This window comes from Agrobacterium sp. NPDC089420 (assembly GCF_044900305.1).
Classification (GTDB): Bacteria; Pseudomonadota; Alphaproteobacteria; order Rhizobiales; family Rhizobiaceae; genus Agrobacterium.
This window is the reverse complement of the sequence record NZ_JBJDMY010000001.1, coordinates 202,215-226,635: the sequence shown is the minus strand read 5'-3', so window position 1 is coordinate 226,635 and position 24,421 is coordinate 202,215. Positions and strand designations below refer to the sequence as shown.

25 protein-coding genes and 3 tRNA genes are annotated in these 24,421 nt (G+C 61.3%); 14 read left to right on the top strand and 14 right to left on the bottom strand.

Going from position 1 to position 24,421, the window contains the following annotated elements; translation table 11 throughout:
* Positions 1-3 precede the first annotated feature (3 nt).
* From ACI2KA_RS01155 to ACI2KA_RS01145, 3 genes are all read left to right on the top strand, one after another.
* The gene (locus ACI2KA_RS01155) at positions 4-1,698 is read left to right on the top strand and encodes an ABC transporter permease (RefSeq protein WP_404498443.1); all 1,695 of its coding nucleotides are present in this window, start codon (positions 4-6) and stop codon (positions 1,696-1,698) included.
* Positions 1,686-2,714 carry an ABC transporter ATP-binding protein gene (locus tag ACI2KA_RS01150; RefSeq protein WP_404498441.1) on the top strand — a complete coding sequence of 343 codons (1,029 nt, stop codon included), beginning with the start codon at positions 1,686-1,688 and terminating at the stop codon, positions 2,712-2,714. The genes ACI2KA_RS01155 and ACI2KA_RS01150 overlap by 13 nt, the downstream gene beginning before the upstream one ends.
* A 209-nt stretch (positions 2,715-2,923) precedes the next feature.
* On the top strand, positions 2,924-4,033 hold the full coding sequence (locus ACI2KA_RS01145; protein WP_404498439.1) for an endonuclease/exonuclease/phosphatase family protein: 1,110 nt from the start codon (positions 2,924-2,926) through the stop codon (positions 4,031-4,033).
* An 18-nt stretch (positions 4,034-4,051) separates the two neighbouring features.
* Here the strand turns inward: ACI2KA_RS01145 and ACI2KA_RS01140 are convergent, their stop codons facing one another.
* Positions 4,052-5,791: a GGDEF domain-containing protein gene (locus tag ACI2KA_RS01140; protein ID WP_404498438.1), complete on the bottom strand. Its 1,740-nt coding sequence runs from the start codon at positions 5,789-5,791 to the stop codon at positions 4,052-4,054.
* Between the two features lie 212 nt (positions 5,792-6,003).
* Between ACI2KA_RS01140 and ACI2KA_RS01135 the strand changes: the two genes are divergently transcribed.
* A tRNA-Thr gene (locus ACI2KA_RS01135) sits at positions 6,004-6,079 on the top strand.
* A gap of 51 nt (positions 6,080-6,130) precedes the next feature.
* On the opposite strand, the gene ACI2KA_RS01130 is transcribed toward ACI2KA_RS01135, so the two are convergent.
* Complete coding sequence (locus ACI2KA_RS01130; RefSeq protein WP_404498436.1) at positions 6,131-6,484, bottom strand: nuclear transport factor 2 family protein; 354 nt, start codon at positions 6,482-6,484, stop codon at positions 6,131-6,133.
* 385 nt (positions 6,485-6,869) lie between these two features.
* On the opposite strand from ACI2KA_RS01130, the gene ACI2KA_RS01125 reads away from it, so the two are divergent.
* Entirely contained in the window at positions 6,870-7,472 is a 603-nt protein-coding gene (locus ACI2KA_RS01125) for a J domain-containing protein (RefSeq protein ID WP_404498434.1), read from the top strand.
* A gap of 8 nt (positions 7,473-7,480) precedes the next feature.
* Here the strand turns inward: ACI2KA_RS01125 and ACI2KA_RS01120 are convergent, their stop codons facing one another.
* Complete coding sequence (locus ACI2KA_RS01120; protein WP_404498432.1) at positions 7,481-8,092, bottom strand: DUF922 domain-containing Zn-dependent protease; 612 nt, start codon at positions 8,090-8,092, stop codon at positions 7,481-7,483.
* A 160-nt stretch (positions 8,093-8,252) separates the two neighbouring features.
* Positions 8,253-8,708, bottom strand: a complete 456-nt coding sequence (locus ACI2KA_RS01115) for a PRC-barrel domain-containing protein (protein WP_404498430.1) — start codon at positions 8,706-8,708, stop codon at positions 8,253-8,255.
* Between the two features lie 163 nt (positions 8,709-8,871).
* Here ACI2KA_RS01115 and ACI2KA_RS01110 point away from each other — a divergent pair, with 163 nt between their 5' ends.
* Positions 8,872-9,297, top strand: coding sequence for a DUF1801 domain-containing protein (locus ACI2KA_RS01110; RefSeq protein WP_404498428.1), 426 nt, complete (start codon positions 8,872-8,874; stop codon positions 9,295-9,297).
* 37 nt (positions 9,298-9,334) lie between these two features.
* Here ACI2KA_RS01110 and ACI2KA_RS01105 read toward each other — a convergent pair whose 3' ends face one another.
* Positions 9,335-10,303: an alpha/beta hydrolase gene (locus tag ACI2KA_RS01105; RefSeq protein WP_404498426.1), complete on the bottom strand. Its 969-nt coding sequence runs from the start codon at positions 10,301-10,303 to the stop codon at positions 9,335-9,337.
* 74 nt (positions 10,304-10,377) lie between these two features.
* Positions 10,378-13,356 carry an excinuclease ABC subunit UvrB gene (uvrB, locus tag ACI2KA_RS01100; RefSeq protein WP_404498424.1) on the bottom strand — a complete coding sequence of 993 codons (2,979 nt, stop codon included), beginning with the start codon at positions 13,354-13,356 and terminating at the stop codon, positions 10,378-10,380.
* A 255-nt stretch (positions 13,357-13,611) separates the two neighbouring features.
* On the opposite strand from uvrB, the gene ACI2KA_RS01095 reads away from it, so the two are divergent.
* Together ACI2KA_RS01095 and ACI2KA_RS01090 are read left to right on the top strand one after the other, a co-directional pair.
* Complete coding sequence (locus ACI2KA_RS01095) at positions 13,612-13,965, top strand: DMT family protein (protein WP_404498422.1); 354 nt, start codon at positions 13,612-13,614, stop codon at positions 13,963-13,965.
* Positions 13,966-14,064: 99 nt separating this feature from the next.
* On the top strand, positions 14,065-14,487 hold the full coding sequence (locus tag ACI2KA_RS01090; protein WP_404498917.1) for a GNAT family N-acetyltransferase: 423 nt from the start codon (positions 14,065-14,067) through the stop codon (positions 14,485-14,487).
* A gap of 33 nt (positions 14,488-14,520) precedes the next feature.
* Here the strand turns inward: ACI2KA_RS01090 and ACI2KA_RS01085 are convergent, their stop codons facing one another.
* Positions 14,521-14,904: a winged helix-turn-helix transcriptional regulator gene (locus ACI2KA_RS01085; RefSeq protein WP_404498420.1), complete on the bottom strand. Its 384-nt coding sequence runs from the start codon at positions 14,902-14,904 to the stop codon at positions 14,521-14,523.
* A 156-nt stretch (positions 14,905-15,060) separates the two neighbouring features.
* Between ACI2KA_RS01085 and ACI2KA_RS01080 the strand changes: the two genes are divergently transcribed.
* Complete coding sequence (locus tag ACI2KA_RS01080; protein ID WP_404498418.1) at positions 15,061-15,672, top strand: NAD(P)-dependent oxidoreductase; 612 nt, start codon at positions 15,061-15,063, stop codon at positions 15,670-15,672.
* A gap of 12 nt (positions 15,673-15,684) precedes the next feature.
* Positions 15,685-16,161 carry a nuclear transport factor 2 family protein gene (locus ACI2KA_RS01075; RefSeq protein WP_404498416.1) on the top strand — a complete coding sequence of 159 codons (477 nt, stop codon included), beginning with the start codon at positions 15,685-15,687 and terminating at the stop codon, positions 16,159-16,161.
* 67 nt (positions 16,162-16,228) lie between these two features.
* Here ACI2KA_RS01075 and ACI2KA_RS01070 read toward each other — a convergent pair whose 3' ends face one another.
* From ACI2KA_RS01070 to rlmB, 5 genes are all read right to left on the bottom strand, one after another.
* Positions 16,229-17,593 carry a PepSY-associated TM helix domain-containing protein gene (locus tag ACI2KA_RS01070; RefSeq protein WP_404498415.1) on the bottom strand — a complete coding sequence of 455 codons (1,365 nt, stop codon included), beginning with the start codon at positions 17,591-17,593 and terminating at the stop codon, positions 16,229-16,231.
* A 46-nt stretch (positions 17,594-17,639) separates the two neighbouring features.
* Entirely contained in the window at positions 17,640-18,044 is a 405-nt protein-coding gene (locus tag ACI2KA_RS01065) for a DUF2946 family protein (RefSeq protein ID WP_404498413.1), read from the bottom strand.
* A 70-nt stretch (positions 18,045-18,114) separates the two neighbouring features.
* Positions 18,115-18,708 carry a hypothetical protein gene (locus ACI2KA_RS01060; RefSeq protein WP_404498411.1) on the bottom strand — a complete coding sequence of 198 codons (594 nt, stop codon included), beginning with the start codon at positions 18,706-18,708 and terminating at the stop codon, positions 18,115-18,117.
* Positions 18,709-18,713: 5 nt separating this feature from the next.
* A complete protein-coding gene (locus tag ACI2KA_RS01055) occupies positions 18,714-19,106 on the bottom strand; it encodes an acyl-CoA thioesterase (RefSeq protein WP_004442658.1) in 393 nt (130 codons plus the stop codon).
* Between the two features lie 75 nt (positions 19,107-19,181).
* Complete coding sequence (gene rlmB, locus ACI2KA_RS01050) at positions 19,182-20,069, bottom strand: 23S rRNA (guanosine(2251)-2'-O)-methyltransferase RlmB (protein WP_020009380.1); 888 nt, start codon at positions 20,067-20,069, stop codon at positions 19,182-19,184.
* A gap of 209 nt (positions 20,070-20,278) precedes the next feature.
* Here rlmB and ACI2KA_RS01045 point away from each other — a divergent pair.
* The 3 genes from ACI2KA_RS01045 to ACI2KA_RS01035 all read left to right on the top strand — a co-directional run bounded on the left by ACI2KA_RS01045 (position 20,279) and on the right by ACI2KA_RS01035 (position 22,626).
* Positions 20,279-20,363, top strand: a tRNA-Tyr gene (locus tag ACI2KA_RS01045).
* A 25-nt stretch (positions 20,364-20,388) separates the two neighbouring features.
* Positions 20,389-20,462 (top strand) — tRNA-Gly (locus tag ACI2KA_RS01040).
* Positions 20,463-20,775: 313 nt separating this feature from the next.
* Entirely contained in the window at positions 20,776-22,626 is a 1,851-nt protein-coding gene (locus ACI2KA_RS01035) for an ABC transporter ATP-binding protein (RefSeq protein WP_404498409.1), read from the top strand.
* 81 nt (positions 22,627-22,707) lie between these two features.
* Here the strand turns inward: ACI2KA_RS01035 and ACI2KA_RS01030 are convergent, their stop codons facing one another.
* On the bottom strand, positions 22,708-22,902 hold the full coding sequence (locus ACI2KA_RS01030; RefSeq protein WP_404498407.1) for a hypothetical protein: 195 nt from the start codon (positions 22,900-22,902) through the stop codon (positions 22,708-22,710).
* Between the two features lie 132 nt (positions 22,903-23,034).
* Positions 23,035-23,361 carry a BA14K family protein gene (locus tag ACI2KA_RS01025; protein WP_404498405.1) on the bottom strand — a complete coding sequence of 109 codons (327 nt, stop codon included), beginning with the start codon at positions 23,359-23,361 and terminating at the stop codon, positions 23,035-23,037.
* A 329-nt stretch (positions 23,362-23,690) separates the two neighbouring features.
* Between ACI2KA_RS01025 and ACI2KA_RS01020 the strand changes: the two genes are divergently transcribed.
* Positions 23,691-24,140, top strand: a complete 450-nt coding sequence (locus tag ACI2KA_RS01020; RefSeq protein WP_404498403.1) for a hypothetical protein — start codon at positions 23,691-23,693, stop codon at positions 24,138-24,140.
* Positions 24,141-24,421 lie beyond the last annotated feature (281 nt).

Below are 24,421 nucleotides of genomic sequence, written 5' to 3'. Positions count from 1 at the left end.
GTAATGACCCGTTCCAAGGCTTATGGAAGCAGCCAGCCGCGCTGGCTGTTTCCTTTTGTGGTGAGTGTTGTTTTTGCGCTGAGCGCCCTGCCGCTCGGGCGTCTCGCTTATACCGGCATCGTCTCGTCACTGAATGGTGATGTCTGGCGGCTTCTCGCCGATCCCGCTCTCTGGGATGCGGCGCTGAACACGCTCTCCACCTCGTTTTTCGGCATGCTGATCTCGCTTGTCATCGGCGGCGCCTTCGCGCTTGCACTGACGCTGTGCGACATACGCGGCAAGTCGATTTTGAGCTTCCTGTTCATGCTGCCGATGATGATCCCGCCGCAGGTGACGGCGCTGTCGTGGATCGGCATGACCGGCCCGTCGAGCACGCTGTTGAAAGCCATCGGCCTTGCGCCGGCGATGGGATCGCCGCAGCCGCTTTATTCGATTGCGGGCATCGCGCTTCTGCTCGGTGTGCAGCACGCGCCGCTTGTCTATCTGTCGCTGCGCGCCGGGCTGCTCGCCTTGCCGCAGGACGGCATCGAGGCCGCCAAGCTTTCCGGTGCATCACCGCGCCGCGTGCTGTTCGATATCATCCTGCCGCTATCGACGCCGGGCCTGATTGCCGGGGCGGCGATCTCCTTCGTGTCCAGTGTCGGCAATTTCGGCATTCCGGCGATCCTCGGCATCCCGGCCTCGATCTTTACCCTGCCGACGCTGATCTACAGCCGTTTTGCCAGTTTCGGCACCAGCACATTCGGCGATATCGCCGTCCTCTCCACCATGATCGCCATCATTTCGGTGGCCGGGCTTGCGCTGCAGGAACGGGCGATGAAGGGCAGGGACTATCGCATCATCGGACTTTCCGGCAAGGTGGCGACCTTCCGGCTGGCGCGCTGGCGGGTGCCGGCGGAACTCGCCCTGTGGCTCGTGTTGTTCCTCATGCTGGTCGCGCCGCTTGCGGCACTGGTGGCAAGCTCGCTCGCGCCCGCCTATGGCGTGCCGCTCAGCCTCAAGACCGCGACGCTGCATGCCTATGAGGAACTGCTTTACCGGCAGAGCGTGACCCGTACCGCTTTCCGCAATTCGCTGTTTCTGGCGACGGCCACCTCGCTTTGCCTGCTGGCGGTGACGGTGCTGACGGCCTATTTCCTGGTGCGCGGCAAGAGCCGCTTCATGTTCCTGCTCTCGGCGTTGGTGGATATTCCCTATGCGCTGCCGGGCGTGGTGATTTCCGTGTCCTTCGTGCTGCTCTTTGCGGCCCCCGTTCCGCTGCTGGGCGTGACGCTCTACGGCACGATCTGGATCATCTTGCTTGCCTATTTCTCCTCCTTCTTCGCCGTCAGCCTCAAACCCATGGTCAGCGCCTTCCTGCAATTCGATCCGTCGCTGGAGGAGGCGGCGCGGCTCTCCGGCGCCGGTTTCTGGCGGCGGCTGAAAGATATCATCCTGCCGCTGGTCGGGCCGGCGGCAGGTGCTTCGGTCATTCTCGTTTTCCTCATCGCCTGCAACGAGCTGACGGTCTCGGCGCTCCTGTGGTCGGCCGGCACGCAGACGCTCGGCGTACTCATCTACAACCTCGATGACAGCGGCAGTTTCGATCTTGCCTCGGCACTTTCGGTGCTCGTCGTCATCATGGTGATCATCCTCATGCTGCTGCTCGAAATTCTGGGGCGCTATCTGCCGAAAGGAGTCGTCCCGTGGCGAAACTGATCCTCAACCGTCTGTCGAAAAGTTTCGGGGCAGGTTCCAAGCCCGCCGTGGACGACGTGTCGCTCACCGTGCGTGACGGCGGTTTCCTGGCGCTGCTCGGTCCTTCCGGCTGCGGCAAGACGACGGTGCTGCGCATGATCGCTGGTTTCGAACAACCGACGGATGGCTCCATCCTGCTCGGCGAGCGAGTGCTGGCCGATGCCGGCAGCATGGTGCCGCCGGAGCGGCGCAACATGGCGATGGTGTTTCAATCCTATGCGCTGTGGCCGCATATGTCGGTGGCCGACAATGCCGGTTATCCCTTGAAGGTGCGCGGCGTTGCGGGGGAGAAATATCGCGAAAAAGTGCGCCAGGCGCTTGCAGCCGTCCGCCTGGAGAGCTTTGCCGATCGCCGTCCCGCCGAATTGTCCGGCGGCCAGCGCCAGCGTGTGGCGCTTGCCCGCTGCCTCGTCACCGAGCCCGACGTGGTATTGCTCGACGAGCCGCTCGCCAATCTCGACCGGCATCTGCGCCAGGAGATGGAGGAGACGTTCCGCGAGTTCCACATCCGCTCCGGTGCAACGATGATCTATGTCACCCATGATCAGGCGGAGGCTATGGCGCTGGCAACCGATGTCGCGGTCATGTCGCAGGGCAGGCTGCTGCAGGTCGCGCCGCCGGCGGCGCTTTATGCGCGGCCGGAGGGAAGGCTGGTCGGCTCGCTGGTGGGGCAGGGGGCAATCGTGACCTTGTCTGTGCCGGAAGGGGCTTCGCGCGATCTCGACTGGGCGGGGCTTCGGGCAGCGATGGAGAGCGGTAGGCAATTGCCGCAGGCGGATATTCTCGTGCGGCCGCAGGATGTGGTGCGGGATGCGGAGGGTATCGCCTGCACCGTCACCTCCGTTCTTTATGAGGGCGAACGGTATGCCCTGCGTCTCGACCTGCCGGACGGGCAGGCGCTCAGGGCCTATTCGCGCGAGGCGGTTGATGTCGGAGACCGTCTGCCGGTGGCTATTCGTGCGGCTTGGCGGCTTTAGTGTGTACGTCCCTCATCCCTGTGCCTGTCACAGGGATCCAGCCGACGCGCGTCTGCGCGGCGAGAAAACTCTTTTCAGCCCAAGGACTTGGGCTGCCTGGATTCCTGTGACGAGCACAGGAATGGGCGAGGGTGAAGGACGTTGCCTTGGCCTACTGGCGAGGCGGCGCGACACCGGCTAAGCTTTTCCCGCAGCAATAGGATTGATTCATGTCGCTTCGGCTCGCCACCTTCAATATCGAAAATCTCCTCACCCGTTTCGATTTTACCGGCTTTCGCAACCAGACGCGGCGCGACAGGGCGATCCAGCTTTTCGACATTCGCGACGAGGCGACCTATCAGGCGCTGGAAAGCGCGCGGACGGTGTCTTCCACCGATGATACGCGCCAGCTTTCGGCGCTCGCCATTGCCGATGCGGATGCCGATATTCTCTGCCTGCAGGAAGTCGACAACATGGCCGCCCTGCAGGCCTTCGAATATGGTTATCTCTACCGCATGGTCGGCAACGGCTATCTGCAGAAATATCTGGTCGAGGGCAATGACGGTCGCGGCATCGATGTCGCCGTCGTCATGCGCGAGGAGACGCGCGACGGCGACAAGATCGAGGTGGTCGACATCAAGAGCCATGCGGCGCTGACCTATCGCAATCTCGATCTCTTCAATCCGGAACTGGCGGCGACCAACCAGATCGACGACAAGATCTTCAAACGGGACTGCCTGGAAATCGACCTGAGGATCGGCGGCAAGCCGCTGACGCTTTACGTCACGCACTTCAAGTCAATGACCAATGCCCGCGATGCTGTGGATGCGCGGCTGGGCACCATGCCGATCCGCGAGGCGGAAGCCAGGGCCGTGCGTCGCATCATCGAAAACCGCTGGGGCGTGGGCAATACGCGCAACAAGAATTTCGCCATCTGCGGCGATATGAATGATTATCAGGAACGTGTCGTGATTGCGGGTGACCGCCGCAATGGCTACAGTTTCACGCCTGTGGAAGAGGAACGCAGCGCGCTCGATGTCTTTACTGCGGATGACTTCGTCAGCAATCCGATGTTGCGCCGGGACGTCATGGACCGCTGGACGCTTTATCATTCCCGCGGGCCGCAGGAGCAGCACCTGTGCCAGCTGGATTATATCTGGCTCTCGCCGCGTCTGGCCGAGATCAATGCCACACGGCTTCCCGAAATCATCCGTGCCGGTCAGCCTTACCGCACCATTTTTCCGCCGGGGCAGGAGGTGGGTCGGTATCCGCGCACCGGTTGGGATCGCCCGAAGGCGTCCGATCATTGCCCGGTGGTGATGACGCTCGATCTGATCTAGCGTCCGCGACCGTCAATCCTATCCGTTCGCTACCCTGGGGAAATAGGTGGCCCAGACGCGGTTACGGCCGGCGCGCTTGGCTTCGTAAAGCCGGTCATCGGCAATCGCGATGAGTTCGTCCCAGCTGTTGATCGCCCGCGCCTCCTGCCAGACCACGCCGAAACTTGCCGTGAGCGACAGCCCGCTCTGTTCGTCGACGGTCTGGGCCTCGATCAGGCGGCGAAGCCGGTCGGCCGTGGCGGTCGCCGTGGCATGGCTGACATCCTGCAAGACGACGACGAATTCCTCGCCACCGTAACGGGCCAGAATATCGTTCTTGCGCAAGGCGTTACGCAGCAGCGCCGCCGTTTTTTGCAGCGCGAGGTCGCCCATGGCGTGACCGTATCGGTCGTTGATCGATTTGAAGTGGTCGATATCGACAATCATCACCCCGAGCGACCGATATTGTTCTTCGCCGCTCAGGATTGCACGAACGGCCCGTTCCAGCGCCCGGCGATTGTACACTCCCGTCAGTGCGTCGGTTTCGGAGAGCATGCGCAACTGCTCCGCCAGGGCGCGCTGCTGGTTTTCCATCTCGCCCTTCTGGCGCAGCTGCTCACGCAGGAAATCGAGTTCCTCGAACATCTTCTTCACCTCCGGAGCGACCCTGTCTTGACAACGGGCTTCGGAAAGATCGCCCGCGGCAATGGCGGCGATCTGTGCCCGGACGGATTGCATGGGCTGGAACAGCGCCGTTCTGTAGACCGAGGTCAGGCGCAGCAGGACCAGGACGGCGATGCCGGCAAGACAAAGAGACGCGCCGCCATAGATCAGCGCCTCATTCTTTTTCGTTTCCAGTCTTGCCCGTGTCTCGGAGAGAATAAGGTCGCGCAGCGTATCGGAAGAGCGCATGCCGGCGATATAATTCCTGGAGAATTCGAGAACGGTCGGCTCGGCGGAGGGCATGGCGATGACGATCGTGTTCTGCGCGTAACGCAGCGCCTGGCCGAAATAATAGGTCTCGAGATCACGAAACGCCTTGTCCAGCCGCGGCGTCGACAGATAGGCGGCGGTATAGTTGATGAGCGAGGCTTTGAGGGCAAGCAGGCTTTGCATCTCGTTGTCGAACTTGGCGCGATAACCCAGCTTTTCCTGCCGGTTCGCCTGCAGGCTCATGATCACATAGGAGCCGAGCCGGCCGATCCTGTCGCGCATCACGCCGGCGGTGCCGGTCATGGCGATGTCGATCGCCACGTCGGGCGTGACCTTGATGATGGCGCGCGCCGCCTTGCCACGCAGCATGTTGACGCTGTCGGCGGCCTTGAACATCGATGAAATCGCATTCGACATGGCGCTGTGGGCGCGTGCCGACGGAGGAAGCGCTGCGACCTGATCCACCGCCTCACGGGATTGCGCGAGCTTCTGGCGGGTTTCGGCTAGCGATTTTGCCAGTTCGGGCTGGGTCCTGATCTCTTCTGTGAAGGAGGCTTCGAGTTCCGCCAGCTTGTCGTCCGTCGCCTTGCGTGCGGCGGCAAGGCCCTCGACCAGCTTTGGCTCGGGGGCGGCTGCGCCCATCAGGTTATTGGCGGGGCCGCGCTCGGCCGAAACCAGCCAGGCCGACTGGAGGGCGGTTTCGAAGCGGATCAGCTGTGCGGCATTGGTGCGATATCGCAGATAATTGGCAACGCTCGGCAACGCGGCGAGGGTGGCCAGCAGGATGGAACTCGCGGCAATGACGATCGTGCCAGTCAGCTGTATTTTCTGTATGCTCGCGCGCATGTGATGCGTTGTTCTCACTGCAATGGTTATGTTTCATCGCCATCTTAGCGGCGTCGCGTAAATACTTCGCTTATTTTACAGGCCTTTTGGCGCAGTTGCGCCCGTGCCTGCCTATCCATCCGCGCGGTGTGGAAAAGCGGTGCGCCGATGCGGTGCGGTTAGTTTTTACTTTACACCATGGCAGAATCTGATAGTTGGCAAGGCACTGGCTTGCCCTTGTAGCTCAGTTGGTAGAGCACCTGATTTGTAATCAGGGGGTCGCGGGTTCGAACCCTGCCGGGGGCACCAGTATTTTCAAAGGTTTGATCCCTCCGACACTGTCTCTTTTGCTTGTCCGGCCTAGGGCTTGATATGATAGAGCTTGTGCACGATCGACCAGTTGCCGTCGTGTTCCAGCAGCGACAGATATTCGTAAAAATCCATGCCGTCGAAGCGGGTCGTCAGTTTCACCGAGGCGCTGTCGCCTTCCTTGTCGATGCCGAGGATTTCGAAAGCGGGGTCGTGGTCGGGGAGGCCGCGTTCGGTTTTTCGCATCTGGTCGACAAAGTCCTCCAGCGACAGCCATTCGGTCTCGCCTTCGAAAGTGCCGACGATGCTGGCGCGCGGATCGAAAACGTCACGCATCAGGCCCTCGTCCGCATAGGCCATGGCGTGCACATAATCCGTGACGGTCTGGGTAATGGTTTGCGGCATCGGATCGTCCCTCCCTTCAGATCCAAAAGCCAAGCTTACACCCGTTGACGGTTTTCCACCATAACCCTCTGAAAACGTGCCTCTTACGCCTTCACCACGCCGTTTTACGGAGACCCAAGGCAAAGGCGCTGTGCGACGCTGCGGCATGTTTTGCATGTGCTTTCCACAATTTTGTCCCGCCTGTCATTATAGTCGCCTTGGGTCCGACAAATTTCGGCATCAAGGGCTTTCCCGCAGGTCGCGCGGCGGGATTTGTGTGGGCTTTGCCGGTTTAACCGGCGGTGCGGGGTGCCGTGCAGGGCGGATTTGGCCTATGATCCATCCGCCGGCCCTGTGACGATGGTATCAGGCATGCGGGTAACAGTTTGCGTTTGAAGGTGTTTTTGTGATCGATCCCTATGTTTTGCTTGGCGTGGAGCGCGATGCCGACGAGGCGGCGATCAAGTCGGCCTACCGCAAGGTTGCCAAGGCCGCCCATCCCGACAGCGGTGGCGACGCCGAACAGTTCGCCCGTTTGCAGACCGCTTATGAGCTGTTGAAGGATCCGGTGCGTCGCAAGGTGTTCGACGATACCGGTTATGACCCCCAGCTTGCCGATGCCAAGGACCTCAAGGGCTTGCTGATGCTCGAAACGCTGGTGAACGAGTTCATTCTGGATGAGCGTGAACCCGGCAGTTTCGATCCCGTGGCCGCCATGCGCCGCAAGTTGACCGACGACATCCTCAAAAGCCGTTTCCATATTCTCGAACTCGAGCGGCACCGCACCCGGGTCCGTAAGCACATGGATCGCCTCGGCCGCAAGCCGGAGACGGATGTGCTGAGTTCCATGCTGCGCGCCCGCAGCCAGTCCATCGCCGAAGCCATCCGCAATGCGGAGGCGCAGATCGAGGCGATCGAGCAGGCCTATACCATGCTCGAGGGCTATTCCTATGAGCTGGAAACCATGGTGCTTTCCGAACCGCTGCTGAAAGGCGAGGCGGCGGAATAACCCTCCGTTCAGGGGCCGTTGACCAGAGCCAGAATGAGCTGGTGCACCCGGCCGCCCGGGGAAAGCTCGTCCCGGTCGAAATCGCGGCCGCGCTGGCGCTGCTCGTTGGAAAGTTCGCCCAGCCGCTGTTGCAGGACGGCGCGCACCTTCTGGCATTTCGGGTCGTTTTCCGCCCTCAGGCCGGTGCTGAAGGCTTCGATCTTTCTGACCATGCCGAGAATATGGTCGCCATGGACGCGTTCATGGGTTTCAACACCCGAGATGAAGGTCTTCCAGCTGGCGGCAACGGCGGGCGGCAGGTTCGCCGGGGCTTTCGGCCAGGTATAGATGATGGTGAGATTGGGCCTTGCCGTGGCCAGCACACAGGCGCCGTCCGGCTGCGGGCGGTAATCGCGCCGCCATGTCAGCTTGAAGGTGGTGTGGGCGATCGCCTGCACGCCGGCGGTCGGGCCGCGTTCGCCGATCGACTGGTATAACGCGCCGCCCGTCTGGCCGCTGATGGCATAGGTCTTTATCTGCTCGGCGGGTTTCCAGCCGGCCGATTGCGCTGCCAGCGGGACGGCGCTCAGGACGACCATGGCGGCGCTGACGGCGAGGGAGGAGAGACTGTAGGCGGGCACGCATCGATCCTTGCTGGGTTGCGCGCCGAAGATAGGCGAGAGGCAGGCCGTGAGGCAAGAGCCTGTGGGGCGCGGGTGGTTTTGTCGCGCGCCGGAACGTCGCCCATGGAAACCCCCGCGCCTCGGCGCGGGGGAGACAAGTGTCCAACTGCAGGGGTAATCAGTCGTCCAGCTTGTCGTAATCGAGCTTCGGCGCGTTTTGCAGCGCTTCCTTGGTCGTGTCGACATAGGCCTTCCACGTGCCGTTGTCGTTGTGAACCGCGACGGAGGCCGGATCGAGCACCACGTAGCTCTTGTCGATGCCGAGGAAACCGCCGACGCTGGCGACGAGACCGATGACCGACTTGCCGTCGCCGATCACCACATCCTCGATCTCGCCGATGTTTTCGTTCTGGGCGTTATAGATATCCATGCCGTCCAGCTGCGAGGCGGTGAGATCGGTCTTCTGGACGTTGACGAACTTCAGCGGGCCGGTGGCCTTGGTGCCCACGGTGATACCGGGACCGGACAGGGTGGCGTCCGCGCCGGCAGCAGGGGCTGTGGTCGCCGTCTGGGCAAAAGCCACGGAAGAGGAGAGCGCTGCTGCGGCAGCGAGAGCGATGACATTGATTTTCATGATGTTTCTTCCCTTTGTATGCTGAACGTTGCGTTCGGGGAAGAAACGGGGAACGGTGGATTTGGTTCCGCTTGGGACGACACGAAAATTTGGTTTATGCTGACAGGCGGAGCAGAGGCGCAGCAGGCCGGGTGCGGCAGCGCCGCGAAATCGGGAGGCCATCATGACGAAAAGTACAATCGAGAAAGATGCGGAGAATATCCAGGCATCGGACTTTATCGACCGGAAGATCGCGCAATTCGGCGACTGGCGGGGCGATATGCTGGCGCGCATTCGTGCGGTGATCCTGAAGGCCGATCCGGACGTGATCGAAGAGGTGAAATGGCGCGGTGTGCCGGTCTGGTCACATGCGGGCATTCTGTGCACGGGCGAAACCTACAAAAATGCCGTGAAGATGACGTTTGCGAAGGGTGCCGCACTTGAGGATCCGGAGGGCCTGTTTAACGCCAGTCTGGACGGCAATACGCGGCGGGCGATCGATTTTCACGAAGGGGATGCCGTGGATGAAGAGGGGCTGGCGGCGCTGATCCGCGCTGCCGTGGCATTGAATGTGGCGGGGAAGAGCGGAAAGAAGCGGCCGGGCAAGTGATTGCGATAGTCCGGTGACGGGAAGACTGCGGGATACCTCAATCCTGCGCGCCATCCGCCGCCTTGTCCCACTCCCCATCAATGAATTTCAGCGCATCGATGATCGAAACCTTCCACACCGACCAGACGTGATCGCCGTCGGTCACCCGCAGCTCGGATTTGCGCTTGTCGGCCTGCAGCGTCTCGTGCAGGGCGATGGCGCCGCGCCAGAGGAAAAAGCCGTCATCGTCGCCGACGGTCAGATAGGTGGCGGGCAGATCCTGGCTTTCGGCGACGTGCTGCGCGACGAGGGTGAAGACGTTCTTTTCATTAAAGAGCCTGGCATCGAAAGGCGTGCCGAAGGCGCCGGAGAAATGATCGCCGGTGGAAGGCAGCACGATGCCGCTGGTGATGGTGGCGCGGTCGAGCTGATGGAAGAAGGCGCTGTCCTGGATGAGTTTCAGTTCGGCCGGCGTCTTGTCGAGGTCGGAGGCAGGAACGTTCTGCCAGATGGCGCCCGACAGGCTGGCAACGGCGCCATAGAGGTCCTCATGGGCATAGGCCAGATGCAGGGCGCCGAACCCGCCCATGGAAAGGCCTGCAATGGCGCGGCCTTCGCGATCCTTGCGCACCGGCAAGGTCTTTTCGATCTGGTGGCGCAGGTCGCCGGTCAGGGCCGTTTCGTAGTCGCCGGGACCGCCGACGGCGGCGGAATCCACATACCAGCTGTTTTTGACGCCGGGCATGACGACCACCAGCGGGCGGATGGCGCCTGCCTCGATGAGCGTATCGAGCGTCTTTTCGATGTTGCCGAGATCGCGCCAGCTGTTCTGGTCGCCGTCATGGCCATGCAGGAGATAAAGCACCGGCCAGCCATTTTCCGGCGGCGTGCCATCCGGGCGGTAGATATTGACGGGAAGCGGTGCATTCAGCGCGGCGCTGTGGAAGGTGGCATCCGCGATCTGGCCGGAAAGCGCCGGACCGCAGGAGAGAAGCAGGCAGAAGGCCGAAAGAAGCTGTCGATACATGCCAGGTTTCTCCTCTCCATGTCCTGACGCCCGCCGGATATCGCGCCGAGCATTCGAATCTGCAAGTCGGCCGGTCAGCGCCCCGGCCGCCCGGTCTTGCCCTTGGTCCGGCCTTTGCGCTTCTGCTCACCGGCATCCTCATAGGAGCCCGCGCCAATCTTTCCACGCACCAGCGGCCGCGGATCGTCGGTCGCCCGCACTGGCTGGCCTTCCAGCAGCGGTGAGAACCGTTTGCCGGGTTCGGTTTCCGGCTTGTCGGGCACGGTGCCGCGCACGGGTTTTTCGGTTCTGCCCACTGTCATCTCATCCAGCGTGTTCCTGCGGAACAGCGGCTTTCCGGCGTCCGAGCCGGGACCCATTTCGTCGAGCGAAGGTTTGGCGAAGAGGGAGTTGGAGGCTGCGGGGTGCGCCGCACCCCCTTCTGTCCTGCCGGACATCTCCCCCGCAAGGGGAGAGATCGACTCGGGGCGGGTGCGCGTGCCGGTTTTCCTGGATTTTCCGCTGCCTTCGATGGCGCTTGCCTCTTCCTTGGCCATGGGATCGTCCATGGTGGCCAGTTCGGCGGCCTTGAGGCGTTTGATCTCGTCGCGCAGGCGGGCGGCCTTTTCGAAGTCGAGATCGGCGGCGGCATCGCGCATGGATTTTTCCAGTGCGTTGAGATGGGCCTGAAGATTGTTGCCGACCAGATGGCCGCCATCGGCAAAGCCCTTGCCGGAAGTGCCGGAAATATCGGCTCTTACGTGGTCGCGCTCATAAACCGAATCAAGAATATCGGAAATCTTGGCCTTGACGGATTCCGGCGTGATGCCGTGTGCGGCATTATAGGCCATCTGCTTTTCACGGCGGCGGGAGGTTTCCTCCATCGCCCGCTTCATCGAGCCGGTGACGGTGTCGGCATAAAGGATGACCTTGCCGTCGACGTTACGGGCGGCGCGGCCGATGGTCTGGATCAGCGAGGTTTCCGAACGCAGGAAACCTTCCTTGTCGGCATCGAGGATCGCCACGAAACCGCATTCGGGAATGTCGAGGCCTTCACGCAGCAGGTTGATGCCGACGAGAACGTCGAAGGCGCCAAGCCGCAGGTCGCGGATGATCTCGATGCGTTCCAGCGTGTCGATATCCGAGTGCATGTAACGCACGCGAACGCCCTGTTCGTGCAGATATTCGGTGAGGTCCTCGGCCATGCGCTTGGTCAGCACGGTGCAGAGCGTGCGGTAGCCCTTGGCGGCGGTTTCGCGGATTTCGCCGAGAACGTCGTCCACCTGGCTGCGGGCGGAACGCACTTCCACCGGCGGGTCGATGAGGCCGGTCGGGCGGATGACCTGTTCGGCGAAGACGCCGCCGGACTGCTCCATTTCCCACGAACCGGGAGTCGCCGAAACCGCCACGGTGAGCGGGCGCATCGCATCCCACTCCTCAAAGCGCAGCGGCCGGTTGTCCATGCAGGAGGGCAGGCGGAAGCCATATTCGGCCAGCGTCGCCTTGCGCCTGAAGTCGCCGCGATACATGCCGCCGATCTGGCTGACCGAGACGTGGCTCTCGTCGATGAACAGCAGCGCGTTATCAGGGATATATTCGAACAAAGTCGGCGGCGGCTCGCCGGGGTTGCGGCCGGTGAGATAACGCGAATAGTTCTCGATGCCGGCGCAGGAGCCTGTCGCCTCCAGCATCTCGATGTCGTAGCGGGTGCGCTGCTCCAGCCGCTGGGCTTCGAGAAGGCGTCCGGCCTTCTCAAGCTCGGCGAGGCGGCCCTTCAACTCTTCCTTGATCGACTTGATCGCGCCGTTCAGCGTCGGGCGCGGGGTGACATAGTGCGAATTGGCGTAAATCTTGACGGATTGCAGGTCGCCGGTCTTCTGGCCGGTCAGCGGGTCGAATTCGGTGATGGAATCGATCTCGTCGCCGAACATCGAGATGCGCCAGGCGGCATCCTCAAGGTGGGCGGGGAAGATTTCGATGGTGTCGCCGCGCACGCGGAACGAGCCGCGCTGGAAATCCATGTCGCGGCGCTTGTATTGCTGGGCCACGAGGTCGGCCAGAAGCTGGCGCTGGTCCAGCCGGTCGCCGACCTGCATCTGGAAGGTCATGGCGGTATAGGTTTCCACCGAGCCGATACCGTAGATACAGGAAACCGAGGCGACGATGATGCAGTCGTCACGTTCCAGCAGCGAGCGGGTGGCGGAGTGGCGCATCCGGTCGATCTGCTCGTTGATCGAGGATTCCTTCTCGATGAAGGTGTCGGAGCGCGGCACATAGGCTTCCGGCTGGTAATAATCGTAGTAGGAGACGAAATATTCCACCGCATTTTCGGGGAAGAAGTTCTTGAACTCGGAATAGAGCTGCGCGGCCAGCGTCTTGTTGGGGGCGAGAATGACGGCGGGCCGCTGCGTCGCCTCGATGACCTTGGCCATGGTGAAGGTCTTGCCGGAACCGGTGACGCCGAGCAGAACCTGGCTGCGCTCGCCGGAATTGATGCCTTCGACGAGATCGGCAATGGCGGTCGGCTGGTCGCCGGCGGGCTGGTAGTCCGAGGCCATGCGGATGGCGACGCCGCCTTCGGATTTCGGCGGCCGTGCCGGGCGGTGCGGTGTCCACAGCTTGCCGTCCTTGAACAGGGGATTACCGCTTTCGATCAGCGCGGAAAGCGCCTCGACCGTGGCGGTCACGGAACTGGGCGCAAGATTGGCGGCATCCTCCAGCGAGACGTCCAGGCCCGCCACCGGATTGAGGCCGGCGGCGGCGCGGGTTTTCGGATCGCTGGACGCGCCGATGGAAACACCGCGCGCCGTCTTGGAGGCCGTGGTGTTCTTGGCCGTCTTCGGGGCGGCTTTTCCCGCTTCCTTGCGGGCCTCGATCTCGATCTTCTTGCGGTGCTTGCCTGCCTTCGAGGCGATTTCGCGCTGGGTTTCCACGGAGGACGCCTCCGCTTCCGCCTCGAGCTGCTTCACCCAGTCGGCGACGCTGCCGCTCAGCGGCGCGCCTTCGAATGACGATTGCGGAGCTTCCTCGAAGCCCGAGGGCGAGGAGGTGGAATTTTTCGGTGATCTGGCCATGCGCGAAATATGGAGGGAGTCATGCGCAAAGGGAAGGGGAGGCGATGAAAAAATGAGTACAAAAAGGAAACGAACCGTGCGGAACAAAATTCGGCCGGATGCGTTGCGTAGCGGCTGAGTGCAGCTTTATCGAACCATGCCGAAAATCGTTCCGGTTTTTGGTGCGATGCGCTAGAGCAAATCCCTGCTGGCAGAATGATGGTTGCATTTTCAAACTGCCTCCCATGACATCCCTCCCCAATTTCAGGAATCATCATGCCGTTTTCGATCAGCCCCTCCCACATCTGGCCTGTCCTGATGCTCGTCGCCTCCAATGTTTTCATGACTTTCGCCTGGTACGGCCATCTCAAGCACAAGGGCAGCGCGCTCTTTCTGGCGATCGTTGCAAGCTGGGGCATCGCGTTCTTCGAATATATGCTCGCCGTTCCCGCGAACCGCATCGGGTCGGAGGTCTATTCCACCGCGCAGCTGAAAACCATTCAGGAAGTCATCACGCTTGCGGTCTTCGCTCTGTTCTCGATCTTCTGGCTGAAGGAGAGCATCACCATCAATCACGTGATCGGCTTCGCCCTGATCGCTTTCGGTGCGTCGTTCATTTTCCGGTCCTGAGGCCGGGTGAAGCCGGCCCGTGACAGGCCAACACAACAACAGGCAGAAGGTAATCTATCGATGAAGATACGGCCTGCGAGAGCTGATGATGCGGCTGGAATGGCGGCGGTGCAGAACGAGATATTCTCGGCCGGCCTCCGAAAGGCGTCGACAGACGAGGCGGCGGTGCTGGAAAATTACATCCGGCATGCGGACCGTATCGAGTGCTCGGTCGCCGAGGGCGCGGACGGTCGCATTCTGGGGTTCCAGTCGCTGCGTTATGCGCAGGCGGACAATCCTTACGGTGTGGCGGAAGGCTGGGGTATCATCGGCACGCATGTCAGCCCGGTTGCGGCGAGAAAGGGTGTGGGATCCGCGCTCTTTGCCGCAACCCGAAAGGCGGCGGAAGCTTATGGCCTGAAAAATATCGATGCCAGCATCGGCGCCGACAACAGGCTCGGGCAACGCTATTACGAGGCGATGGGCTTTACGAGCTACCGCCAGCCGGAAGGGCTGGTCTGCAAGGTCTACCGGCTGGCCTAGGCAGGGTCTGCGGTCCGGCTCCCTGCCTGTCGATCAGCCGCGAGCGTCGTTTCCGGAATATTGCTGGCGTGCCTTGCAGATGCGGACATGGTTTTCGTCGGCCCATTGCACCAGCAATTGCATCGGCACCAGAAACGAGCGGCCGAGATTGGTCAGCTCATATTCCACGCGCGGCGGCACCTCGGCATAGAGCGTGCGGCGGATGAAGCCGTCTTCTTCCAGCCGCTTCAGGGTGCGGGACAACATCTGCTTGGAAATATCGTCGATCCGGCGGTTCAGTTCGTTGAAGCGCAGCACGCCGCCCTGCAGGGCTTCCAGAACCAGCAGGCTCCACTGGTCGCCGATGCGATCCAGTACGTCGCGGATCGGGCAGGGCTGCTCGAAGGTGAAGATTTCTTTCGCTTGCGTATCCGACACTTTTCTTACCCCTTGCCCTTTTGCACCCTTCAAGGTCATCGCCATGTGACCAGATCACCGGCCGCTGACTTCTTGCGGTCATGGCTGCGATACCATAGCTCTTTTGCGCGGTCTATTATCTAGACCAATGACGATGGTAACAAAAGGAAAGAAGCCATGGCTAAAATCGCGCTCATCGGCGCTTCCGGCAATGCCGGATCCCGTATTCTGAAGGAACTTTCCGATCGCGGGCATCAGGTGACGGCGATTGCACGCAGCCCCGAAAAGATCGCCAAGCTGCCGAATGTCGTGGCGGAGAAGGGCGATGTCTTCGATCAGGCCGGGCTGTCGCAGCTGCTCAAGGGTCACGATGCCGTGATCAGCTCGGTGCACTTCACCGCCAGCGATCCGGTGACGCTGATCGAGGCCGTGCGCGCTTCCGGTGTTCAGCGCTATCTTGTGGTCGGCGGTGCCGGCAGCCTTGAAATCGCGCCGGGCCAGCGCGTGGTCGACCTTCCGGATTTTCCGGCCGCCTACAAGGCAGAGGCAACCAAGGGCGCGGAGTTTCTTGACCTGCTGAAGCAGGAAAAGCAGCTCGACTGGACCTTCCTGTCGCCATCCGCCGAATTCGTGCCGGGGGAAAGAACCGGAAAATTCCGGATCGGCAAGGACAGCCTGCTCAGCAATGACGAAGGCAGCCGTATTTCCTTCGAGGACTATGCCATCGCGCTTGTCGACGAAATCGAGAAGCCGCAGCATTCCCGCCAGCGTTTCACCGTCGGTTATTGAGAGGTATCACCCATGAATTTTGTTACACGCCGTCTTGCCATCGCCGCTTTCGCCCTCGTGCCCGCTTTGGCGGCCGCGCCGGTTCTGGCGCAAACCGCAAACCGCGATCTGGCTCAGGAAGAAGCCAACCGCAAGCTGGTGGTCGAGTTTTACGACACCGTCTTCAACAAGCACGAGGTGGAGAAGGGCGCTGCCGTCGTCGTCGACAGCTACAAGCAGCACAACCCCAATGTGCCTGACGGCAAGAAGCCGTTTGTCGATTACTTTACGGGGTTCTTCAAGGAGAATCCCCAGTCCAGAGCGCGCATCGTGCGCAGCGCCACGGATGGCGATCTCGTTTACCTGCATATTCATTCGACCGAAAAAGAGGGCGACCGCGGCACGGCCATCGTCGATATCTTTCGTGTCACCGATGGCAAGATCACCGAGCATTGGGATGTGATTCAGCCGGTGCCGGAGACGGCGGCGAACAACAATACGATGTTCTGAGGTCAGCCTTTCGCCGCATTGCCGATAGCAAGGGAGCAGCCGGGATTTCGCCCGGCTGTTTCCATTTTCAGATGGCGCGTCGTCTCTGGCGGGCCTGCACGATCAGATCCAGCGCCAGCATCACCAGCAGGCTCGCGCCCACCAGCGGGAATATGATGCCGCCGATGGCCAGCATGGCGAGCAGGCCATGCAGGACACGTTTTTCCTGCGGCAGGGGCGGCACGCCGAGCGAGCCTTTCGGGCGGCGTTTCCACCACATGACGCCGGCTGACACGGCAAGCAGTACGATGCCGATGCAGGCCGCCAAAAGCACCATCTGGTTCGCGAGGCCATATTGCTGGCCCAGGTGCACGTTGATGCCCCATTCCAGCGCCTTGCCGAGCGGCCCGTAATCGGCGTAGCTCATGTCGATCAGCGGCTCACCGCTATATTGATCGAGATGGATGACACGTTGCTTCGTCAGATCGTCAGGATAGGCGGAGCCGCTATAGACACCGGACGATTTGGTGGGCAGCGCGACGACGTAACCGGCAGCGAGGCCCAAAGCGTCGAAACGCGTCATGGCTGCATCGATCCCGATCGGTTGGCCGGCAGAGGACGTGGCGGATTCCGGTATTTTTGCCTGTTCCAGCGACCAGCTTGTCTTGGCCACGTGATCGAGATGGTCGCCGGACATCGGAACATCGGTGCGCACGCCCGCCGGATACCCGAAATTGCTGCCATTGGCCCATTCATTGACCTTCGCCCCCCACACGCCCGACCAGGGCATGCCGGTGACGGCGAGGAAGACGATGAAAAAGCCGACGACGATGCCGGTGACGGCGTGGGTGTCGCGCCAGAAGACCCGCTTCCTTGGCGTGCCGCGCACGGTGACGACACCGCCCGTCTGTTTGCGCGGCCACCAGAGATAGATGCCGGTGGCGACGAGAAGGATGGACCAGCCGGCGGCGATCTCGATCAGATAACGGGCATAGGTGCCGAAATATTTGAGACTATGGAGATAGCGGATCGTCCACATGACGGTGCCGCGATCCGGCAGGGAGCCGGCAACCGCAGCCGTATAGGGATTGACGTAGACGGCGCGCTTGCCATCCGCCGTATTGACGGTGATTTCCGTCGACGCGCCGGGATCGGCGGGGGTCGTATATTTGACAGCGGTGCCGGGAACGGCAGCCAGCGCTGCGGCAATAATGTCGGAAGGAAGCGCTTTCGGCGCATCTTGCACCGCCTCGATCCGCTTCAAATCCGAATGGATGAGGTTATCGACCTCGTCCCGGAACAGATAAAGCGCGCCGGTAACGGCAAGCGATATCATGAAGGGCAGGACGAAGAGACCGGCATAGAAATGCCAGCGCCACACGGCGCGGTAAAGATTGGCGGACGAGGAATGCGCAGGCGCGCGCGCGCCCTCGAAAGAGGTCGTAACGGACATGGATGTCTCCGCAAGAAGAGGGATTTTCCGGCAGGCCGGGAACGTCTCAGTTCTGCGAAGCGATGGGCGGTGCGCGTGGCCGCGATTCCAGGTTGGGCGGGGACGGCGGCAACGCTGCGTCGACGTTCAGAAACGCGGCTTCGTGCGTCGCAGTAATCCTGTCCGTGCGTTCGACAGGAAGAAGCGGAAGCGTGGCGATTGTGGCCGATGCCAGCCGACACAGCGTTCCGCAGCAGTCTGCGGCAATTTTGCCCGCCGGGTCCTGCTTGCCAAAGCCGCCTTCCGGCATGTGGCTGGAACAGATGATCCCATCTGCCGCGAGCGCGGCCATGGCCATGTTGCCGCGGGTCAGGCCGTTGGCGAGACCCTGCAGCAGGAAAAGCAGGATTGCCAGCGTGGCGATGGCGCCCGCCGAACTCCTGTCCTGCATGATCCTGCGAATAAGTCCCATGCCGCCGGAATGCCATAGTCGCGGCGAAATGTCACCGCGACACAATGACGAGGCCGGGACGTTTCGGCCTTCAGGCCAGCAGGTCGTAGGTGCGGAAAATCCAGGCGATCTGGTAGGCCAGCGCGAAGATCACGAGAAACCGGTGAAAACGGCGATTATCGATAAAAACGGCCAGGGTGAAAAGGATGACGTAAATGGCGGTGCGGAAGAGATATTCGGGGCCGAGCGAGGTGAGGTAGTCCTGCCCCTTCAACAGCGTATCGCCCACATCGGTGATGAAAAGCGCGGCCAGAAAGGCGAAGAACCAGCTTTTGCGGGAAAAGAAATAGTCCTCATATCCCTTGTATTCCTTCATCTCCGTGGGAAACAGCAGCACGCAGAGGAAATAGAACAGCGAGCAGAACAGGATGAGGAACAGGAAGGCGCCGAAGCCCAGCACGTGGCCGGTGGCGGAAAGCCGGTGTTCCCACCACCAGAAATGCACCAGCATCAGGAACAGAAACGCCACCCAGCCGAGATGCAGCGGGTAGATGCGCTCCTTCTTTGGATGTTGCACGAAACCGGCAAGACCGGTCAGCAGACGGGCGAGGCTGAGGCCGACCACCATGCCCATGACCGCGCGAATATGCGAATAGGCTTCTGCGGCGTTGACGGCGGCCTCCATGGCGCTCACTCCGCCGGAGGAATGGGCGTCGGCTGCCCGTTCTCGTCCATCGCCACCATGATGAAGGTGCCGGCGGTAACCTTCTCCAGCTTGTCATAACGCGACCGCTGTGCCCAGGCTTCCACCGTTAGCGTGATGGAGGTGCGGCCGACGCGGGCGATATCGGTATAGATGGACAGCGTATCGCCGATCTTCACCGGCAGTTCGAAGGCCATTTCCTTGACCGCCGCCGTGACCACGCGACAGCGCGAGCGCTCGGCTGCACGGATGCCGCTCGCCAAGTCCATCTGCGACATGACCCAGCCGCCGAAAATATCCCCGGCGGGATTGGCGTCGGCCGGCATGGCGAGCGTCCTGAGCGTCAGCTCGCCGGTCGGTTTGATGGTCTGGTCGGTCATGTGAGATGTGCTCCATGCGAGTAACAAAGGCGCAGCATGCGATGCGCCTTGCGATTTCGCAAGGAAGGGCAGGCCTCAGGACGACGCTTTGCCCAGAAATTGCTGCGTCGCGTAAAGGGCGATGGCCGCCGCATTCGAGACGTTGAGCGATTTGATCTCGCCGGGCATATCGAGACGGGCAAGCGCCGAGACGGTTTCGCGCGTCTTCTGGCGCAGACCCTTGCCTTCGGCGCCCAGCACCAGGGCGATCTTTTCGCCGCTGAAGGTCTGTTCGATGGGGGCGGGGCCTTCCGAATCCAGGCCGACGGAGAAGAAGCCGAGCTTGTGCAGTTCGCCCAGCGCATCGGCAAGATTGGTGATCTGGATATAGGGAATGAGTTCCAGCGCGCCGGAAGCGGATTTTGCCAGCACGCCGGACTCGGTCGGGCTGTGGCGCATGGTGGTGATGACGGCGCCGGCGTTGAAGGCGACCGCCGAGCGCATGATGGCGCCGACATTGTGCGGATCGGTGACCTGATCGAGCACGAGGATGAGCGGGCTGTCCTTCAGCGCGCCGAGCCGCTTGACCGGCAGCGGCCGGGTTTCCAGCATCACACCCTGGTGGATGGCTTCGGGGCCGAGCACCCGGTCGATATCCTGCGGCGATACCATCTCCACCGGGAAGGGCTGCGCATCCGCCTCACCAATATCGAGACGCGCGAAAGCGTTCTGCGTGACGGAGAGCTTGACGATTTGCCGTTCGGGATTGGCGAGTGCGGCGCGCACGGTGTGCAGGCCGTAAAGATGGACCTGATCCGGCGCAAGCTGCGGCGGCTTCCAGTCGTCGGCGCCGCGGTTCCGGCGCTTCGGCTGCTGCGGGGTGGGAATTTCGCCGCGCTCGCGCTTGGCGTCGCGCACGGCGCGGCGCAGGTTGGCGTAATGCGTGTCGCGGGTGGATTTGTTGTTGGGATCGTCTTTGCTCATGGCGCCTTATATCTCCGGGAAGAGCCGCGCACCAGCCCCCGCGATAATCCACAGGGCGGCAAAGGGGTTTGAATTTTTTCCCGAAAATTCGTGAAAGGGCGTGTTGACAGAAACGAACGAGGCCGTCATATACGCGCCACAGACGACGCAACGGCGCTTCGCCGCAGCGAAATCTGAAGAGCTTGGTCGCTTGATCCTCGCAGATAACTGGAGGGATGCCCGAGTGGTTAAAGGGGACGGACTGTAAATCCGTTGGCTACGCCTACGTTGGTTCAAATCCAACTCCCTCCACCATTCTGCACGGATCGAAATCGCCACCGCGGGTATAGCTCAATGGTAGAGCAGCAGCCTTCCAAGCTGAATACGCGGGTTCGATTCCCGCTACCCGCTCCAGCTACTCTCCCAATAGAATCAAAGACGTCGGTTACGCGCTGGTTTTACAGCGTTTTTGTCTTGCCTGCTCTCACACGCAGGTAGCTTCACCCGCAATCATTTTGCCGCTTGGACTTGCCGATGATCTGCGTCGGAATATCGGCTTCAGGCCGCTGTCGGTTCATGCGCACATTTCACAACCGTGTTCCGGGGAGTTGCCGCGAAGGCGGCGCCAGCCATTCTTTATAATTGAGGTCAGGGGCCATGCATGGTTCCATGCCGGACGCGTAGCTGATTCCTCCCCGTCGATGCCAAGCTGTGATCCGAGAGGCCCATGTCGATTTCAGATACGATTTTTCGCCCTTTCGAGACGCTGATACGGCCGCTCGACATTCCCTTCCGGCCGCTGCCGTCTAAAGGTCCTATCGCGGTGCTATTGCATTTCATCGCGATGTTTCGCGGTGTCCTCATCGCGCTCGCCTTGTCGTCCATGGCGGTGGAAGCCATCAATCTGTCGATCATCTGGGGATTGTCGGTTATCGTCGATGGCGTGACGGCGCAGGGGGCGGAGGCCTTTCTGCGCAATGAATGGCCGCTGCTTGCCGTCCTCGGGCTGTTGATCTTTCCCGCCATGCCGATAGCGTCGTTTCTTCTCAACACGCTCAATTCGCACACTCTTGGCATCGCGATGCCGGCGGCCATCCAGTGGCAAGGCCACAAGGCGGTGGAGCGGCAGGATCTGGCGTTTTTCCATGAGCTTTACGCCGGGCAGGTCGCCTCGCGCCTTTCCCAGGTGTCGTCAGCGGTGCAGCAGCAAATTATCAACGCCTTTCAGACCGGCCCGCGCTTCCTGCTGCAGATGGTCGGCTCTCTGGTTCTGCTGGCCACGCTGTCCTGGCAACTGGCGCTGCCGGTGCTGATCTGGATCGTGCTGAATGTGGCTCTCGCCGTGAAACTTGCGCCTGTCTTCACGGAGCGGTCACGCCGTTCGGCCAAGCAGAAGAGCCTTGTCTCCGGTGCGATCACCGATCTTTACAGCAATATGCAGATGATCAAGCAATTCGCCGCCGAAGACAGCGAGGCGGGCGCGATCCGCCGCATCCTGATGAAGGCGGTGCAGACACAGCACAGGGAGCAGCGCGTCTATCGCGCGTCCGAACTGGTCGTGGTGGCGCTCAACATGGCGTTGTGGCTCGCAATCCTGTCGGTGGGATTTTCCGGTCTCGTCAAGGGCTTCATCACGGTCGGTGAATTCGTCGGCGCCGTTTATATCCTGCAGCGTCTGTCGGGGCACACATTCACCTTTCTGCAGATGGGCCAGCAGATATTCCAGGCGATCGGAACGATCAAGGATGCCATGCCGGTGATGACGACACCGCCGACGATTACAGACAGGGCCGGTGCGGCAGAACTGAGTGTTTCGCAGGGGGATATTGATTTCGACCATATTCGTTTTGCCTACAAGTCAGGCAGGCCGGTCATTGATGATCTGTCGCTGCGCGTGCGCGCCGGGGAGAAGGTTGGGCTGGTCGGCCTGTCGGGCGCGGGAAAAACGACGCTGGTCAATCTGCTCCTGCGGTTTTACGACATTAAGGACGGCGCCATCCGCATCGACGGGCAGGATATCCGCGATGTCACGCAGATGAGCTTGCGCCGCAATATCGGCGTGATTGCCCAGGATGTGGCGCTGCTGCACCGGTCCGTTGGCGACAACATCCGGTATGGACGGCCGGAGGCGACGCAGGAGGATGTGGCGCAGGTAGCGAAAGTAGCGAAGGCCGATGCCTTCATCGCCGATCTCGCCGACAGTGAGGGGCGCAGAGGGTTTCAGGCGTTTGTGGGAGACCGCGGCGTCAAGCTTTCCGGCGGGCAGCGCCAGCGGGTTGCCATTGCGCGTGTCCTGCTGAAAGACGCGCCCATCCTCATTCTCGACGAGGCGACATCCGCACTTGACAGCGAGTCCGAAGCGGCCATTCAGGAGAAGCTGAACCTGGTGATGGAGGGCAAGACGGTGATCGCGATAGCCCACCGCCTGTCGACCATCGCCCGGATGGACCGGATCATCGTGCTGGATCATGGCCGGATCATCGAAGAGGGAAGGCCGCAGGACCTTGTGGAGCGGGAGGGGCTGTTTGCGCGGCTGTGGAAACGTCAGATCGGAGGCTTCATTCCTGAAGATGAGTGATCGAACGGACATCTGCAACGGCGAGCCAGCGCGGGCGGGCGTATCGAGCAATACCGGTGGCGATGGTCGCGTGGCGTGCGTTCAGAATGCTTCCAGCCTCGACTGAACCCGCTGTTTCTCTGTGTCCAGCTCGCTCAACCTTTCCATATGCGCTGCGATTTTTTCAAATATCGAAGACCGGTCGCCCTGCAAAAGGCGTTCGGTATGACTAAGGGCAGTAATGACCTCGATCAGTTCGAGACGTTCCTGCTCCAGTTTCTCAAGATTCCACAACATTGTCTCGTTCCCGTTGATCTGCGCTTCAAACGGTCTGCGGAGAAAAAGGTTCAGATCGATAAAATTTAAGGTAAATTTTATCTTGCCCGTAACGGACGAAGCCCGCCCGTTACGCGGGACAGTGGGTGCCGGTCAGTAGGGCGAGCGACACTGGGTGCGCGTGCCGGCAGGGGCCATGTAGCTGTTATCCGTCGGATGGTAGGAGGTGTATCGGGCGGCGCACCATTTTACATGGTTTATTTCCGCCGGCGTCAGAGCATAGCCGCTTGGCGTGGCGTCTTCGCCGGTTCCCGCCGCGAAGGCGGATGCCGGGTAGCCATGTCCGGCGGACGGTTGCGCCTGGTCCTGTGAATGGTAGGCCGGCTGTATGAGGCTCAGCGCATGGGCGGGCATGACGGAAGCGCCAGATAATGCGACGCCAAGAGCGAGCGCGGAGATAGTCTTCGGCATCCTCAACATCGATAAATCCTCGTTATTCGTTCGGGATACTAACGAAAATTTAGGGATTTCGTTCCTTGGCGGGGTTGACGCCACACGAACACGTGATTCTCCGCGAGGAAAACGGGCGTCAAGGCGAAGCCGTCGGCTGCCCTGCCAGGGCGGGCTTTCCATCGCGCCGCCGCGGTGGAGCGCGCCGGCACGACGTTGTCGCACTCCGAAAATGCCGTGCAAGGTCAATGGGTTTCAGTCAGCACCGACCCGACTTTCCGTCCTTGCTGCACTGCTCGTTGACAAGCGGAAAATCCGGTCGGATAGTCGCCCGGCAATCATGCACACGGGAGTCTCCAATGTTTAACAGGGTTGTCATTCTCTCATCATTTGCGCTGCTGGCATCGGCGGCGTTTGTCTCCCCCGCCGCCGCACTCACCATGAAAGAGTGCAGCGTGAAATATCAGGCGGCCAAAACCGACGGGTCCGCCAAGGATATCAAGTGGAACGACTATCGCGCCAAGTTCTGCGGCGCCGATGCGGCGGCCGAGGATGCGGCCGACGACAAGCAGGTTGCGGCCACCACCGAGAAGGAGCCCGAAAAGGCGACGATAAAGGCGCCGAAGGGCGTCGCTTTCCCGAGCGCGGTCGACAAGAAATATTCAAGCGAGACGCCGGCGAAGGCCCGCCTGAAGACCTGTGTCGATTCCTACCATCAAAACAAGAATGACGGCACGCTCGGCGATCTGAAATGGATTCAGAAGGGCGGCGGTTACTGGAGCCTGTGCAATACGGCCCTGAAGAGCTGATAGGGATAGGGGCGGCGGCCGTTGGGCCGCTGCCCGCCTTGCCGATCTTCACAACGGTATGCGGACCGCCGGCAGGGGAGTGCCCTCCGCCGGGGTTTGATACCCTGTTTTCGGGCGGGTAAAATCTGCGAATGGTTTGCGATTCAGCCTCTTGATAGAAAGAGCCGATCCTGCGGTTGATCCGCATCCAGCAATTCAGCGGTTCAGGCCCTCAGGCGATGGCCAGCCGGCAATGTGGGCGGATGACCAGACGATTTCGAAATTATCTCGTGGTGCTGGCC